The sequence below is a fragment of the Vasconcelosia minhoensis LEGE 07310 genome, assembly GCF_015207255.1.
Classification (GTDB): domain Bacteria; phylum Cyanobacteriota; class Cyanobacteriia; order Phormidesmidales; family Phormidesmidaceae; genus Vasconcelosia; species Vasconcelosia minhoensis.
The window spans coordinates 1-15,102 of sequence record NZ_JADEXG010000089.1; the positions used below are offsets into that span (position 1 = coordinate 1).

Here is a 15,102-nt window from a genome sequence, read left to right on the forward strand (position 1 = left end):
GCCCAGCCCGCCCCCACGACGACAACTTTTTTATCCCGCGCGATCGCACTTTCCATCCCTATAGCCATTCTAAAAAACTCCGCGTTGCCTCTCTACTGTAAAAAGTAGCCAGGGTTTCGGCCAAGCCTTAGCATGGAGGGTGCGAACTTAGCCGCATTGATTAAACCCAAGCCTGGGAAGAGCCGCCGTGCAGCCGATAATTTCTACGGTACCGCTAATGCAGATGGCCTCGGGCGACCTGCTGTCGCTGCAGGTCTATCGGTTTGTCGGGGCTGGGCCGGGCAAAAAGGTCTACCTGCAGGCGAACCTGCACGGGGCGGAGGTCGCAGGCAACCACGTCATCCATCAGCTGATTGAGTGGCTGACGACGCTGGAAGAGCAGCAGCTGGCTGGGGAAATTTGGCTGGTGCCGATGTGCAACCCGCTGGGGGTGAATACGCGATCGCACCATTTCGCCTCTGGTCGCTTCAACCCCTATGACGGGCTGGACTGGAACCGCATTTTCTGGGACTACGAAAAGACCCACGCCAATATTCGAGTCTTTGCCAAAGCCCACCTTAATGCGCCGGAGCACGATATTATTAAAGCCTTTCGCCAGCGAATTCTGAGCGCCTTTCAAGCTGAGCGGGACGAGCTGAGCCATGCCAAGGGTCTGCCGGTGCATGAACTCTATCGGTCGCAGCTGCAGGCGCTGGCCCTCGATGCCGACTACCTACTGGACCTGCACAGCTCGACTAATCGCGGACTGATCTACGTCTACTATTTTCAAAACCGGGAGGAAAGCACCCAGCTGTTTGACCTCGACTTTGGCCTGCTGCTGAATAAATATGACGGCGATGCCTTTGACGAAGCCTTTATTAAACCCTGGCTGGCTCTGGAGCGTGCTTTGGCTGAGCTGGGACGGCCCCTCCGGCTTGATATTGAAGCCTTTACCTTTGAGCTGGGCACAGGGATGCGGGTCGATCCCCACGCCATTCGCAGAGGGCTGGCCGGAATTAAGAACTACCTGACTCGCAAAGGCGTATTGCAGCTGCCGGTCTCAGGGGCAGTTCCGATTATGCCGCTTGTGAAGCAATCCCAAAACCAGAAGTACTACGCCACGGGTGGCGGTGTCGTGATTGAACGGGTAGAGCCGGGCGATCGCGTTCAATCAGGCGACCTGCTCTACCAGCTGCTGAGCTTCAGCAAAGGGGAAACGCCGCAGGTGCTGAACGTTAGGGCGGAGAAGTCGGGCCTGATCTACGACGTTTCGACCAATGAGGCCGTCAACCAAGGAGAGTATGTGATCTCAATCGTCGAGGACTTATCCTGAGAAGAAGTCCTCGACGTCCTCCTGCCTATCCTAATGGACGGCAATATAGACCCCAATGAGGGTTGTCAGGTGCCGTTCCCAGATGATTGTAGAAGACGGCTAAACCGTTTCAGCACCTTTAAAACATCGTATAGCTCATTTTGAATAGGGAGATAAGAAAACACTCTGGACACATCGTACTCGGGTGTTTCCTGGGAGGCTAATTTGAGAAACATAAACTCGCCTCCATTGGAAACCATTCCATAAACAGGAACTCCAGGGTTTGGGTTTGCCATCATGTAGCTCAGCGTCTGAGGCAGAGCGGTATCCAGGTTCAAAGCAGTCCCCTTTGACTCAAATACCACTAGCCATAGCCGCTGCTGGACCATTAAAAAATCGAGTCTGCCCCGCAGTAGCCGATCCTCAGTTTCAGAAGCGGGAACGGCCACACTGAGTTCAACCGGTACCTCCCCCCGCAGCCGAAAAGGCGGATCGTACAGCCCTGCCAGCTCCAGTAGAGGAGATAGCACCATCAAGTTGATCGCACCCTCTGCTATTGCGCCGTCTGCCCGGTGATAGCGAAACCGATCTCTGACCCGATCTAGCTCAGATTGCTCAGCATCCGATAGCGCCGGAAGTTCGGCGTACCACTCATCAAAGAAATTTGGACGCCGGTCCTGACCAGCCGAAATCGGCTTTCTGCTTCATTCAGCGTCGTGATCGCCTGAGTTACTGCCGTACTGACCATACTCATCTCGTTTGTATATCAATCTATTCTATCTAGCTCAGCTCAACCTCAGCCCTATTCAAACTATTGCGATTCGCGATCGCGGTTGCTCGGCATCGTTTAAGGTAGACAATCAGCTATGAGATGACCGTGTAATGGAACTGCATACCGTTGATTCCAGTATGATTCAGGCATTTGGCTATGAGGCAGACAGTCAGACCCTGCTGGTGATTTTTAACTCAGGAAAGACCCATCAATACCTGGAAGTGCCCAAAGAAATCTACGAACAGCTACTGGCCGCTGGTTCCAAGGGGAGCTACATGCGAGATTTGAGGCAAACTCCTGCTATTACGGCTTCTGCCCCGTCCTTGATACTGCAAATTCGGTCGCCACGGCGGCTTTGCCGATAAGGTGAGAGCTCATCAGGGCTGGGTGATTCCTCTACCTGAGTCGGTAGACGCAGCCAAGGCAGGGTCGCTATTTTGCGGCGGTATTACGGTCTATAACCCAATGGTGCAGCTCGATGTGAAGCCGACTGACCACGTTGGCGTGATTGGCATCGGCGGACTCGGACATATGGCCCTACAGTTCTTGAATGCCTGGGGCTGCGAGGTGACGGCGTTTTCCTCTAGTCCCGACAAAGAAGCAGAAGCCAGGGAGCTGGGAGCCGACAAGTTCGTTGATTCGAGCGCTCCAGACGCGATCAAAGCGGTTGAGGGTCAGTTCGATGTGATTCTCTGCTCAGCCAGCGCCGACCTTGACTGGGCAACCTACATTGCCGCCCTGCGACCGAAAGGCCGTCTGCATTTTGTCGGCGTTGTGCCTAGCCCGGTCGCAACCCATGTTTTTCCACTGATTGAAGGTCAAAAATCGATCTCGGGCAGCCCTCTAGGCAGTCCTGCGACGATTGGCAAAATGCTAGAGTTCGTCTCTCGTCATAGAGTCGCACCGATTACGGAAATGTATCCCTTTGCCCAGGTTAACGAAGCGATGGAGAAGCTGCGCAGCGGCAAGCCCCGCTATCGGCTGGTGCTAAAGCATTAAGCCGTAAACTAACCCAGGTGAATTGCGATGCTTCTGATTCGGTGATAGAGTGTCTTCCATAGCTAGGGGTGCCCGCTTCTGACGAGGTCGGGCTGAGATCATACCCTTAGAACCTGAACACCGGCTAATACCGGCGGAGGGAAGCTGTTACTCAGGAACTCAATATGCGAACAGAATGGGTTGCCAAGCGTCATGGACAGAGCAATGTGTCCCAAATGCACTTTGCTCGCCAGGGTCTTATCACCGAAGAGATGCAGTTTGTTGCAAAACGCGAGCATCTCCCAGCAGAGCTCATCCAAGACGAGGTGGCGCGGGGTCGAATGATTATCCCCGCTAACGTCAACCACCCCAATTTAGAGCCAATGGCTATTGGGATTGCCGCTAAGTGCAAGGTGAACGCCAACATTGGAGCATCACCCAACGCTTCGGAGATCGAAGCAGAGTTGGACAAGCTGCGCCTGGCGATGAAGTATGGGGCCGATACTGTGATGGATCTGTCTACGGGCGGCGGCGACCTGGATGAAATTCGCAGCGCCATTATCCGCACCTCTACCGTACCGATTGGGACAGTGCCGATCTATCAGGCCCTTGAGAGCGTCCATGGCCAGGTTGAAAATCTGACTCCAGATGACTTCCTTCAGGTGATCGAAAAGCACGCCCAGCAGGGCGTAGACTACATGACCATTCATGCGGGAATCCTAATCGAACATCTGCCGCTGGTGCGCGATCGCATCACTGGGATTGTCTCCCGGGGCGGCGGCATTATCGCCCGCTGGATGCTGCATCACCACCGGCAAAACCCCCTCTTCACCCATTTCGACGACATTGTTGAGATTTTTAAGCGCTATGATGTCTCGTTTAGCCTAGGAGACTCGCTGCGCCCCGGCTGCACCCACGATGCGTCCGATCGGGCTCAGCTGGCTGAGCTCAAGACGCTGGGAGATTTAACCCGCCGCGCTTGGGAAAGCGACGTTCAGGTAATGGTCGAAGGCCCGGGACATGTGCCGATGGACCAGATTGAGTTTAACGTGCAGAAACAGATGGACGTCTGCGACCAGGCCCCTTTCTATCTGCTAGGGCCGCTGGTGACTGATATTGCCCCCGGATACGACCACATTACTTCTGCAATTGGGGCCGCGATCGCGGGTTGGCACGGCGCGGCCATGCTCTGCTACGTCACGCCGAAGGAGCATTTAGGGCTTCCCAATGCCGAAGACGTCCGCAGTGGGCTAATTGCCTACAAAATTGCTGCCCACGCTGCCGATATTGCTCGACATCGCCCAGGCGCGCGCGATCGCGATGACGAACTTTCCAAGGCACGCTACAACTTCGACTGGAATCGTCAGTTTGAGCTCGCTTTAGACCCAGAAAGGGCCAGGGAATATCATGATGAAACGCTGCCAGCAGACATTTACAAAACAGCTGAATTCTGTTCTATGTGCGGTCCTAAGTTTTGCCCAATGCAAACCAAGATGGACGCCGACGCACTGACAGAGCTGGAACAGTTTCTGGCTCAGGAACCTATGCCTCAAAGATGAGCCCGATGGGTTGCGTCGCTATGGGCTAGAAATCATTAAAACAGATTTAACGGGCCGCTCCACTGGGCGGTCTTCTGCGTCTAGGCGGCCAAACCAGGTTTCTCCTTCGTAATAGAGCGAAGAAGAGCTGCCGCCGTCTAGGTTCAGGGCTTTTTCGATGCCCAGGTTTCCTAGAAAATCCGCTAGCTCTGTCAGCGTCATCCCGGCGGCGTCTGCTCGCTGGGCGACCATTGCCCAAACTAAGCTGCCGTCAGGACGAATGCCGACGGCGCTGCGGGCATTGGGCTGCTGACTGCCGATCGCGTCGCGGATCAGCTGGTCACCGTCATAGTCGGTAAAGGCTTCTGCGTTGGCCGCGTTTTCGGGTAGTAGCTGGGGACCAGCGCCAACCGCAAACTCTAAGCTACAGTTTTGCGGCATAGCGACATTATGAAGCACGATGTCGTACTGGATTTCGCCTGCACAGTTATAGCGTCGCAGCTCCGAGCGATTGAGGATGGTGTCGAGATAGGGGGCGAGGTCAGGATTGCCAACTAGTCGCTCATTCTCAGCTGGGTCAGCTACAGGGATGCCATCGATTAGCACGTGAGAAGTGGTTCGACCGTTTTGCGAATCAAAGAAACCGGCGTTGAGCACCGCGATCGCGTCTTCCTGCTCGGCAAATTCGTCAACCCGCAGGAGAGAATCTGCAATTGCAACTTGTACCTTATGGTCCGGGGGAATTTCTAAAACATGTACGGTGACTGACGTTAGCGGATAGGTCTGATAGGTGAGAGCTGGGCGAAGCGCCGGTGCTTCGACTATGGACGGCATTGACTCAGGCGCTTCCGACGCATTCAGCCGCTGCCGGGCCAAATGTCCCAGGACCAAACTGAGCAGCAGCCAAGGAAAATAACGGTTTAGTCTTCGTCGCATTTTCGTAAGGTGCGCTTAGCTGTCTACGCAGATCTAGTTTGGCAGCCGCTTTCAACCTGACTAACGGATCACTTATCTTGAGCACGATCGCGATAATGGCTTTCTACCGTTCGGTCCGTTCAAATGTCGGTAAGATTAGCTGCAAGCGTCATTAAACTAGCGGCAAATGGTTCAAACTCCGCCAAAATCTATCACCTTAGACGAGTTTCTGCAACTACCGGAAACCAAACCCGCCAGCGAATATCTCCACGGACAGATCATTCAAAAACCCATGCCCCAGGGTCAGCACAGCGCTATTCAAGGAGAACTCATAACTGCTATCAACGTTATGACTAAGCCAGAGCACATCGCTTGGGCGTTTCCTGAACTCCGCTGCACCTTTGGCGGTCGCTCCATCGTTCCAGACCTGTCCGTTTTTCAGTGGAATCGTCTCCCCATTGAAGACGATGGCACCATTGCTAACGTCTTCGCCGCTCATCCCGACTGGACTATAGAAATTCTTAGCCCGGGACAGTCTGTCACTCGCGTTGCTAGCAATATTTTGCACTGCATCGAGCATGGCTGCCAGCTGGGCTGGCTGATCGACCCTGGCGAACAGCTGGTTCAAATCTATGACCCTGACAAGCGCCTCACATCGCTGGAATCTGCTGAAGCCAGGCTTCCCGCTCCAGCCTTTGTCGCTGGCCTCCAGCTGACCGTCGGCCAGCTGTTTGGCTGGCTCAAAGTCAAATAGCCCCTGACCCAATAGCCCTGAATACGGACGGCACATGGTTTGGCTGGCTGGGAATTGGGATTCCTAAGCCTGTAGCCTGGCGAATCAGTAAGGATTTGGTAAAGACAGGGCCTCAAAAAATCCGGTCCTGGAGGAAATTGAGATGATAGAGTCAGAGCGTTTACGCTGTTTTCTAATCGTCGATCGGTGTCCCATCAATTGGAAATGAATAGAAATCAGGATTTAGATTCAGATGTAGACCGTTGGGGCTAAACTATTTCAATTTCAATCTTTTATCTCCTTCGCCGCGAGCTCAGCTCGCCCTGTGAAAACCGCTGATGCTTGCGGAATACCCTTCACCTTCCACTGAGATGACTTTGTTTTTGCCGACGGTCTCGGTGATCATCCCGATTTACAACGGCGAACTCGATCTGCCGGGACTAGCAGACTGTTTGCTCCAGCAGATCTACCCGGCTGAGCGGGTGGAATATTTACTGGTCGATAACGGCAGCCGCGATCGCACCCCCCAGCTGATTGCCGACGCGGTGGCGCGGGCCAGCGCTCAGGGCCTGACCTTTCGCTACCTCAACGAAACTGACATCCAGAGCGCCTATGCGGCCCGTAATACCGGCATTCGTCAGGCCACCGGCGAAATTCTAGCCTTTACTGATGCTGACTGCTACCCGCAGCCCGACTGGCTGGTCAACCTGGTGCAGGGATTTAAAGCCCCCGAGGTTGGGCTGACCGTGGGAGAAGTCGCCGCGCTACCCGGCCAGAGCTGGTTAGAAAAATATGCCGAGCGGCAGCAGCTGATGTCGCAGAAAGACACGCTAGCGCATCCCTTCTGTCCCTACGGCCAAACCGCCAATATCGCTATCCGCGCAGCGGCCCTGGCCGAAATCGGCCTGTTTCGGCCCCACCTGACAACGGGTGGTGATGCCGATCTGTGCTGGCGGCTGCAGCGCGAAGGTGGCTGGCAGCTGTACTTCGCCGAAGACGCAGTGATTCGCCATCGCCATCGCGCTACCCTGAAGGCGCTCTATAGCCAGTGGTATCGCTATGGGCGCTCTAACCGCTATTTACATGAGCTGCATGGCACCGAGCTGGCCCGACCGCTGCGCCAGCCAGAACTTAAGAAACAGCTGGCGCGCTGGCTGCTGAAAGAAATTCCGCTGACCAGCTGGCAGCTGCTTCGGGGCAAAGCGCGGCCGATCGACCTGCTTCGTACGCCGATTGGGCTCTACTGTGCCCGGGCAAGAACACAGGGGCAGCAGGCCGCTCAGCTTTCTGAAGCGGCCCGCCTCATTGTTCAGCAGGAGCCCGTAGAATAATGCGCCTGCTGATTCTCTCACTCAATGCGTTTCCCTATCCGCCAACCAGCGGACCGGCCGAGGGCCGCACGTTTAATTTACTTAAATACCTCTGTCAGCACCATCAGGTAACGCTGGTGACCCACCGCACCACCGACTCTAGCCAGGCAGACGAGCAGGTTCTGAAAGACCTAGTCGCCCGTTTACAAGTTTTCCCTCCCCTCGAAAAGTCAGCCTTTGTGCAGCGCGGCAATAGCGGAATCAAAAAAGTGACCCGCTTCGCCCAGTTCCTGATCACAGCGACCCCGCCAAATATCGCCTATCGCTTTTCTCCTAAGGTCTATGCCTGGGTGAATCAGTTTGTCCGCGATGGTAAATGCGACGCGGTAATCTGCGAGCATAGCGTCAACGAGATGTATATCCAGCCTGACTTTCGGGAGCAGGTCCAAACCGTCGTCGATATCCACAGCTCCGTCTACGGCTGGATTCTTAACCATCTTGAGGCAGGGGCCTCTCGCAATGCGATGCGCGATCGCTTTTACCTACCGCTGCTGGCCCGCTACGAAAAGCGCTACTGCCGCAAATTTTCCCATTTGATTGCGACGACGCCCGACGACCGCCAGCAGCTGCTGGCGCTGATGCCCAATGCCAAGATTACCATCGTGCCCAATGGGGTAGACCTGGAGACCTTTACCTATCGGCCCGCAGACCCTGGCGGCTATAGGCTGGTCTTTGTCGGCACGATGGATTCTACCCATAATGTCGATGCGGCCTGCTTCTTTGCGACTGAGGTATTTCCTCGGGTGCTGGCGCGCTATCCGCAGGCGGCGCTGACGCTGGTTGGGTCTCGACCGATTGCGGCGGTTCAGGCTTTGGACCAGCTGCCAGGGGTGACGGTGACCGGCCGGGTGCCGTCCATTGTCGAATATATCCATCAGGCGACGGTCGGGGTCGTGCCGCTGCGGGCCGGTTTGGGAATCAAAACCAAAACGCTAGAGTCAATGGCCTGCGGCATTCCGATTGTGGCGAGCGATCGCGGTTTAGAAGGGCTCACGGTCGATACGGCCGATGTTCCCCTCCGAGCCCTGCGGGCCAATCGAGTCGAAGATTATCTCACGGCCATTAGTCGCCTATTCGAAGCAGCCGACCTGCGCCAGACCCTCTCCCACAACGCCCGTCAGATGATTGAAACCGAATACACCTGGGAGATTGCCGGGCAGCGGTACGACCAAGTGCTGTCTATCTGAGGGAAGCCGAGATGCGAACGATCAGAGATATTCAGCGACAGTATTGGCTAGCCCGACGGCGACCGATGTGCGGACGGCTGCTGGTGAGATCGCGCCCTCGGCCGCTTTGGATTCGTCTCGTGATGCTGGTTCTGATCGGCGGTACGACTACGCTAGCGGGAATGCTGATCTGGTCGGGAGTAAGCTGGATTGTCGATCCCTATCGGCCGAACTGGCTGGTTCAAACGTTTCCATCCTGGTTTACCAGCGACTATCGGCCGATTCAGACTCTGGCAGAAATGGCGGCCGAACTGAGTCAGTCCGGGCTGATGCTGGGTGAGCCAGTCGTTTGGCAGTCCCAGTCCGATGCGGTGGAATCTACCGCAGACTTGATTTTCCCGGTTCTGCAAGCGTCCAGCGACAGCGGTGGCGACCCAACGCTAGTCGAGCTGCGGATATATCGCCCCCAGGGCCGAACCTCAGCGGATCAGGTTCGCCAGTTTCAGTTAACGATTGACCCGGTACCCGTGCAGCCGCCCCAGCTCTCGGTCGTCGCTGCCCCACTGGCTAATACGGCCCTATCCGTCGCCGCGTCCAATCAAAAAGCGCCGTTCAGTCGCCTCAGCCTGTTTCCCAACCCGCTCGGCGATGCTGACTGGATTTTGCTGAGCGGCAGCCAGACCCGCGGCAAGCTGGAAATCGCCTATGGCCAGCTGCTGCATTACAGTCCGCGCTCGGCCCAGTTTAACCAGTTGCTGACCTGGACTAGCCCCGCCGGTAAGGTTCCCATTTATCAAGCGCTAGACGGCAATGGGCCACCTGAGCTGCTGGTCGAGCAAACCGTTGGGTTGGAGCCTCAGCTGCAAGCCTATCGGCTCAACCCCGGTCAGCCGCCTATAATCGAGCGGGTTTCCCTGTCCGAGCGAGTTATCGATCAGCCTCCCGGGTCGCTCTACGATAAGGGGCTGTTACTGGCCCGCAGCGGCCTTTGGTCACCGGCTTTGCAAATTATGCGAACGGCTAAGGAAAGACTGGGTTCAGACTGGAAACCCGCCGCCGAAGCCCAGATAGGGCTGATTGCGGCCCATGCCGAAGTTGCCCGCGACCAGTCGCAGCGCACCTGGTCACGGTTAGACCAGCAGGTACTGGCTAACCTGCTCGACGGTCGCTGGACAGAGGCGCTGAATCTACTCGAAGCCAATCCGGGGACCTACGACTCACTACGCGACCTGCTCAAGGCCGATGCCAACCGCCTCCAGCCGCGTTTTCGGGCCTTTGACCAGGCCTATCCCAACGTGGCCGAAGCGCAGATTTGGGCTGCCCTGATGATCGTGGCCCAGGCCGACGATGATCAGGGCAAAGCCTGGCTCGCCCAGCGCACCGCCGATCCTGCCATTCGCGATCGCTTCCAAAAAATTCTCACCCGCGCCGCCGGGCTGCCGATTTTATCGGCCGCGCCGCGCTTTAGCCACCTGATGGGCAGCGCCCGACCGGCCCAGGCTACGGATACCTGGCTAACGCCTGCGGGTCAGCCCGCCGTGCTAAAAGCCGGTCAGACCTGGTACGACGTCGCCGTGACCGGGCTATACGCCAGTCAGTGGCAGTCCCCCGCCACCGCTGCGCTGCCGACCGAGGCCAAATCGCTTTGGGCCACCCTAGGCCTGGCCGACCAGCCCCAGCTCTGGCTGATCACGCCCGACCACCCGACCCAACCGCTGAACCTAACCGTTAGCGGCTATCGTCGCCTGGTGGGGGAGCTGCGGCTGCTGGCGACCGGTCCGGCCTTAGCAGAGACGGCCAACTCGGCCCAACCGCCAATCGCCATCACGCCGGGCTCGCTGCAGCGGATAGAAACACTGCCGGGGGCGCCCCTCAGCCAGCTTCTAGCCGCTAATGAACCGTGGCGGACGGTGCTCTACGGGCGGCTGGTTGAGCTGCTGGGAGAAAGCGCGATCGCGCCGGCGGCCCAGATTCAGACCTATCCGCTGGATATGACCGGTGATGGTCAGCCCGAAATGCTGCTCAGCCTGGACAGCAGAGACTTTCCAGAGGCGTTCCCGACGCCGACCAGTCAACCGCGAACGCTGATCTTCACATTGTCGGGGAATCTGCTCTACGATGATTTGACCCAGCCGCAAACGGTAATAGGCTTTTCGCAGCCACTGCCGACAAGCCCTGCTGCTCTCTTGCTCCAGCAAGAGGCGGGTTACAGTCTCTATCCACTGCCTTCAGAGCATTAAGCCCGCCTCCAAGTAGGTTTACTGTCGGTCTGACAGTCTCTCAGACAGTCGCCTGAGCCGAATTTTGGCGGTAATATAGGGTGGCCACTGGTAGTGTTCGGCCAGCAGCCAGAACACCAGACTGCCATGGATTAAGAAGGTTAGCCCGGTCCAGACTAGCGGAAAGCTTTGGCTGCTGCTCTCTAAAGGCGGAAAAATATAGTTAGACAGAGCAATAATGCCCGTCGGAAAGCAGGCTAAAGATAAGCCAAACAGCCAAATCAGGGCGGTCACTTCAAGATCTGCCCGCTGAGCTGCCCGCCAGCGCTGCCCGTTCCAGCGCCAGGCCATGGGCTGGGCGCTATCGGCAACCTGAAGCGACTGAGCCGATAGGTTCGCCGTAAAGATATGCCGACAAAAATCACAGGCAAACGCATCCATCAGCGTCAGGCCCGAGAGCTGACCATGGCAGCACATCGGACAGCGGTAGCTATCGTGAAACGCTAACTGTCGAGAAGGATTACTGTCAGACGCTACAGCGCCGTTAGTGGAAGGCAGCTGACTCATCGCACAGGGCTCTAACCAATTTCATTCCTTCTACAGAATAGTGTGACTTACAAAACAATGCGATTGCTCAAGCAGAATTGGGTTTGGGCCAACTCGTCAGACTTCGGCCGCCGCCTTGATCAGACGTTTCTGACTCGCGGCCTGAAGCTGAAGCAAAAGCGCGTCGGCTTCTGCCTGCAGGTGTAAGAGCTCAACCTGTAAGTCGGGCTCGTAGGGATACTGCTTAACCTCAATCCAGCAGATCCGACTGTCTGCCGCGGGCTGAGTTTCCCTGTCGGGTTCAGCAGCTGGAGCAGCTGCCGCGATCGCGGGTGGGTGGAATGAACTGGGCATATCAGTAAGCAACGATCCGTAGAGGTTAGCAATATCACCAGTAGGGACGGCTGTGATGAATTGCAAAGGCATTGTAACCTAAATTGCAAACTGCATCTTAAATGCCTTTAAGACCGGACTAGCCCCCGACCTCGCAGCGCTGGCTGAAGCAATGGGGTTTTAGGGTATTAGCCTGCTCTGTCTGAAGCCTGGTTTACTGGCCTTCCGACTGTCTCCGCCTCTGTTGCCGCAGCGCGCTGGGTTAGCAGGTCAACGGCGTCACCCAGCGCCGTCATCAATCCGTCGCGGGTTTGGGCATGATTTGCCTGCTCCGCCTTAAGTGCGGTAGAAAGGCGTTCGCACAGCGTCAGCGCATCGACCAGTCGAGCCTGAAGGATATCTACGGACTGAATCTGCGCTACGGTTTGGGCGATCTGCTCGGGCGCTGCTGGACCGTCATCTTCGGGTTGCTCAAGCTGGCCGATCTTAGCCTGTAATGTTTCTAGCTGCTGTTGGTAGGCGGCCGCATCTAGGCGACGCTGCTGTGCCTCTGATTCATAGAGCTGGCACCAGTTAGTAGCACTGTCTTCAGCCTGGTTGCATCTTTGCCGGAGTGCCGCTAGCTGCTGCTGCAGCGTCTGGACTTCGGCAATCCACTGGGGCAATCCTTGCGTCATCAGACTGGTCTCCCTAAAACAGCAGCTGCGTGAGCGCGCTTGGGGCTGGGAGCACAATCATCACCAGCAGCGCTAGTGCAATCAGGCCTAGCAGGTCGCGGCGGCCGTCGAGCTCGCTGACGTCGTTGAGGGCGGGCTCATCCGCCGGGATGAAGAACAGTAGAATCGCCCAGAGTAAAAATTCCTCGTGGATAAATGCCAGCACCAGGACCAGCAGCCGGGCAATCTGCCCGACGATGGCCCCTGTCCGCTGTCCGTACATCGCATGGACGATATGACCGCCGTCGAGCTGGCCTACTGGCATCAGATTGAGCGCAGTCACCACGAGTCCTAAACAGCCTGCAACGGCGACGGGATGCAGCGAGATCGCGCTGTCCACCTGGAGCGAGGCCCCCAGCGCCAGCTTACTGATCACGGCCAAAATCACCGAAGCGCTGGGATCTAAGGCTTCGAAGTTAAGCAAGCTGGCTTCGTCCGTCAGCTCAATCACGGTAGAATGAGCGAGGCCCCAGAGCAGAATCGGCAGCGTTACCACCAGACCGGACAGCGGCCCGGCAATGCCCACGTCGAACAGGGCTCGCCGGTTGGGAATCGGCGCTTTCATCTGAATGAAGGCCCCAAAGGTGCCTAGAAAAAACGGCACGGGGATAAAGTAGGGCAAGGTCGCTTTCAGCCGGTAGTGGCGAGCGGCGAGGTAATGCCCGGTCTCGTGGACGCCCAGAATGAACATCAGTGATAGGCCATAGGCGAGTCCGCTCCACAGCGCCGTTCGGTTAGACCAGGCCTCGGCAATTGGCGTCTCACCCACATAGGTAATCCCAGCCATCGTCGTCGTGACCAGGGTAATGATGACCAGCGTCAGCGCCAGACCGGGACGAGTCAGTGGGCTATCGCGATCGCGAGCTTTGCCCCTGCGACCCTCAGCAGGTTGCGCCTGCGGGTTGGGCACTAGGGCAAAAAACGGTCTGCCGTTGAGGCCCTCCTGAAACAGGACGAGAAAGCGATCGCCAAAGCTGTTCTTTACGTTCTGCTGGATGGCCTGATAGGCTTTCCCCGGCGAGGTGCGCAGCTGCCCCCGGCAGATCATTGCCTGAGGACGATATTCAATCTTTTGCAGGTAGTAAACCGTCCAGGGAAAGCAGCGCTGCAGCAGGCTCTCTTCGTCTTGCGAAATGGGCTTGGCTGGCGCTGACTTGGGCTCATTTTTAGGGAATTCAGCCGATTTTGGCGGTGTCTTGCGGCCCGCATAAATTAAAATCGCATAGACCAGCGGGCAGAGAATAAACAAGCCATAGAGCAGCCCTAACGGCGGCTTCTCTTCGGTGCCGTTGACCACCAGCCAAGCGGTCAACACAAACACAGGCGTCATCATCACCAACCACAGCAGCCAAGTGGGAGTGCGGGTAATGTTGGCAACGCTGCGGCTGATCACCACGTAGGTCAGCATACCGAGGATTGAGGCTAGCAGTAGGAACGGCATAGTAGGCCCAGATAGAAAATTGAACAGGGGTCGGCTGGGTAGGGGTTGGCAAGGCGATTACCAACCCTATTATCTAATAAGTCCAGTTAGTCCAGCGGCTTAAACTGAAACGATGTTAACTTCCTAGCTGCTATCCTCCATGTCAGATGCCCCTAAGGCCAAATCGCCCCGCCCCGTCTTCACCTCTATTTTTGCCTTTCCACCCAATCGGGGCACCCTAGGCGGAACGGCTTATCTTATTCTAGAAAAAGACGCCAGCGCTCAACCAGCGAATATTCTGATAGATTGCCCAGCCTGGCAGTCCGCTACTCAGGATTTTATTGCCGCCCAAGGCGGCATTCGCTGGCTGTTCATCACCCATCGCGGCGGTGTAGATGATGTATCGGCAATTCAATCGACTTTTGGCTGTGAGGTAGTCGTCCAAGAGCAGGAAGCCTATCTGCTGCCCCAGCTCCAGCTTCACCCCTTTCGCTACGAGTTCAGCTTCAGTCCGCTCAGCCGCGCCTTTTGGACAGCTGGGCATTCACCTGGTTCGGCCTGCCTACATCATGCAGCCAGCGGCGGAATTCTGTTCAGCGGTCGTCATCTGCTGCCCGATCGCCAAGCTCGGCCCCGGCCGCTGCGGCTGTCGAAGACCTTTCACTGGCCTCGCCAGCTGCGCAATGCCCAGCGGCTGCTGACCCAGTTTTCACCTGACCAGCTGAGCTACATCTGTCCCGGTGCCAATCTAGGCCTGCTGCGCGGCGATCGCGCTATTCCCAATGCCTATACCCAGCTCCAGGCAATTGACTGGGCTGACTTAGCCGCTGGCTGACTCGGGGTCAAGCAGGGATTAAGAAGGTGTTTCTAACTAGGCTTAAGTAGCCGGTTTCCGCTCCGGCAGCTGGCACAGCGCCAGATCAACTTCGGCCGGATAGAGCAGCCAGGTGCGCTGGTAGGGCTGCGTCAGGGTCTGGACTAGCGGCGAGAGCTGGTTGATTTCTTCCAGACCGCGCTGGGTCGAAATTTTGATGCCGCGCTGGTAGAGCCGGTAGCCGTGGCTCCAGATCCGGCGCAGACCACTGTAATGATGGGGGGGCTGGGC

Annotated in this window: 15 protein-coding genes, 2 pseudogenes and 1 riboswitch; of the genes and pseudogenes, 9 read left to right on the plus strand and 8 right to left on the minus strand. The window is 56.9% G+C overall.

The genetic code is table 11. From position 1 onward, the window contains the following. Positions 1 to 187 precede the first annotated feature (187 nt). Positions 188 to 1,312 carry a M14 family zinc carboxypeptidase gene (locus IQ241_RS23260; RefSeq protein ID WP_193911861.1) on the plus strand — a complete coding sequence of 375 codons (1,125 nt, stop codon included), beginning with the start codon at positions 188 to 190 and terminating at the stop codon, positions 1,310 to 1,312. A 65-nt stretch (positions 1,313 to 1,377) separates the two neighbouring features. Here IQ241_RS23260 and IQ241_RS23265 read toward each other — a convergent pair whose 3' ends face one another. Together IQ241_RS23265 and IQ241_RS25840 are read right to left on the minus strand one after the other, a co-directional pair. Beyond that, positions 1,378 to 1,824 carry a hypothetical protein gene (locus tag IQ241_RS23265; protein WP_228022023.1) on the minus strand — a complete coding sequence of 149 codons (447 nt, stop codon included), beginning with the start codon at positions 1,822 to 1,824 and terminating at the stop codon, positions 1,378 to 1,380. A gap of 68 nt (positions 1,825 to 1,892) precedes the next feature. Beyond that, positions 1,893 to 2,045 carry a hypothetical protein gene (locus IQ241_RS25840; RefSeq protein WP_228022024.1) on the minus strand — a complete coding sequence of 51 codons (153 nt, stop codon included), beginning with the start codon at positions 2,043 to 2,045 and terminating at the stop codon, positions 1,893 to 1,895. A 128-nt stretch (positions 2,046 to 2,173) separates the two neighbouring features. Here IQ241_RS25840 and IQ241_RS23270 point away from each other — a divergent pair, with 128 nt between their 5' ends. The 3 genes and pseudogenes from IQ241_RS23270 to thiC all read left to right on the plus strand — a co-directional run bounded on the left by IQ241_RS23270 (position 2,174) and on the right by thiC (position 4,600). Beyond that, positions 2,174 to 2,428, plus strand: coding sequence for a KTSC domain-containing protein (locus tag IQ241_RS23270; RefSeq protein WP_193911863.1), 255 nt, complete (start codon positions 2,174 to 2,176; stop codon positions 2,426 to 2,428). Continuing rightward, positions 2,403 to 3,062 (plus strand): annotated as a pseudogene (locus tag IQ241_RS23275) (zinc-binding dehydrogenase); the annotation flags it as partial. The gene IQ241_RS23270 and the pseudogene IQ241_RS23275, both read left to right, overlap by 26 nt. A gap of 54 nt (positions 3,063 to 3,116) precedes the next feature. Continuing rightward, positions 3,117 to 3,221, plus strand: a riboswitch (TPP riboswitch). A gap of 5 nt (positions 3,222 to 3,226) precedes the next feature. Further along, positions 3,227 to 4,600, plus strand: coding sequence for a phosphomethylpyrimidine synthase (gene thiC, locus IQ241_RS23280; protein WP_193911867.1), 1,374 nt, complete (start codon positions 3,227 to 3,229; stop codon positions 4,598 to 4,600). A gap of 18 nt (positions 4,601 to 4,618) precedes the next feature. On the opposite strand, the gene IQ241_RS23285 is transcribed toward thiC, so the two are convergent. Next, positions 4,619 to 5,515 carry a phosphodiester glycosidase family protein gene (locus tag IQ241_RS23285; protein ID WP_228022025.1) on the minus strand — a complete coding sequence of 299 codons (897 nt, stop codon included), beginning with the start codon at positions 5,513 to 5,515 and terminating at the stop codon, positions 4,619 to 4,621. A gap of 166 nt (positions 5,516 to 5,681) precedes the next feature. Between IQ241_RS23285 and IQ241_RS23290 the strand changes: the two genes are divergently transcribed. The 4 genes from IQ241_RS23290 (at position 5,682) to IQ241_RS23305 (ending at position 11,003) form a co-directional block, all read left to right on the plus strand. Continuing rightward, entirely contained in the window at positions 5,682 to 6,248 is a 567-nt protein-coding gene (locus IQ241_RS23290) for a Uma2 family endonuclease (RefSeq protein WP_193911869.1), read from the plus strand. A gap of 350 nt (positions 6,249 to 6,598) precedes the next feature. Beyond that, complete coding sequence (locus IQ241_RS23295; RefSeq protein ID WP_228022026.1) at positions 6,599 to 7,558, plus strand: glycosyltransferase; 960 nt, start codon at positions 6,599 to 6,601, stop codon at positions 7,556 to 7,558. Continuing rightward, entirely contained in the window at positions 7,558 to 8,784 is a 1,227-nt protein-coding gene (locus IQ241_RS23300; RefSeq protein WP_193911873.1) for a glycosyltransferase family 4 protein, read from the plus strand. Before IQ241_RS23295 ends, IQ241_RS23300 begins: the two co-directional genes overlap by 1 nt. 11 nt (positions 8,785 to 8,795) lie before the next feature. Continuing rightward, positions 8,796 to 11,003, plus strand: coding sequence for a hypothetical protein (locus tag IQ241_RS23305; protein WP_193911875.1), 2,208 nt, complete (start codon positions 8,796 to 8,798; stop codon positions 11,001 to 11,003). 18 nt (positions 11,004 to 11,021) lie between these two features. Here IQ241_RS23305 and IQ241_RS23310 read toward each other — a convergent pair whose 3' ends face one another. The 4 genes from IQ241_RS23310 to IQ241_RS23325 all read right to left on the minus strand — a co-directional run bounded on the left by IQ241_RS23310 (position 11,022) and on the right by IQ241_RS23325 (position 14,018). Then, positions 11,022 to 11,549 carry a hypothetical protein gene (locus IQ241_RS23310; protein WP_193911876.1) on the minus strand — a complete coding sequence of 176 codons (528 nt, stop codon included), beginning with the start codon at positions 11,547 to 11,549 and terminating at the stop codon, positions 11,022 to 11,024. Between the two features lie 96 nt (positions 11,550 to 11,645). After that, positions 11,646 to 11,882, minus strand: a complete 237-nt coding sequence (locus tag IQ241_RS23315; protein WP_193911878.1) for a hypothetical protein — start codon at positions 11,880 to 11,882, stop codon at positions 11,646 to 11,648. A gap of 167 nt (positions 11,883 to 12,049) precedes the next feature. Beyond that, positions 12,050 to 12,538, minus strand: coding sequence for a hypothetical protein (locus IQ241_RS23320; protein ID WP_193911880.1), 489 nt, complete (start codon positions 12,536 to 12,538; stop codon positions 12,050 to 12,052). A gap of 13 nt (positions 12,539 to 12,551) precedes the next feature. Further along, positions 12,552 to 14,018 carry a site-2 protease family protein gene (locus tag IQ241_RS23325; protein WP_193911881.1) on the minus strand — a complete coding sequence of 489 codons (1,467 nt, stop codon included), beginning with the start codon at positions 14,016 to 14,018 and terminating at the stop codon, positions 12,552 to 12,554. Between the two features lie 139 nt (positions 14,019 to 14,157). On the opposite strand from IQ241_RS23325, the gene IQ241_RS23330 reads away from it, so the two are divergent. Further along, complete coding sequence (locus IQ241_RS23330) at positions 14,158 to 14,832, plus strand: MBL fold metallo-hydrolase (RefSeq protein ID WP_193911883.1); 675 nt, start codon at positions 14,158 to 14,160, stop codon at positions 14,830 to 14,832. Between the two features lie 42 nt (positions 14,833 to 14,874). Here IQ241_RS23330 and IQ241_RS23335 read toward each other — a convergent pair. Then, positions 14,875 to 15,102 (minus strand): annotated as a pseudogene (locus IQ241_RS23335) (HD domain-containing protein); the annotation flags it as partial.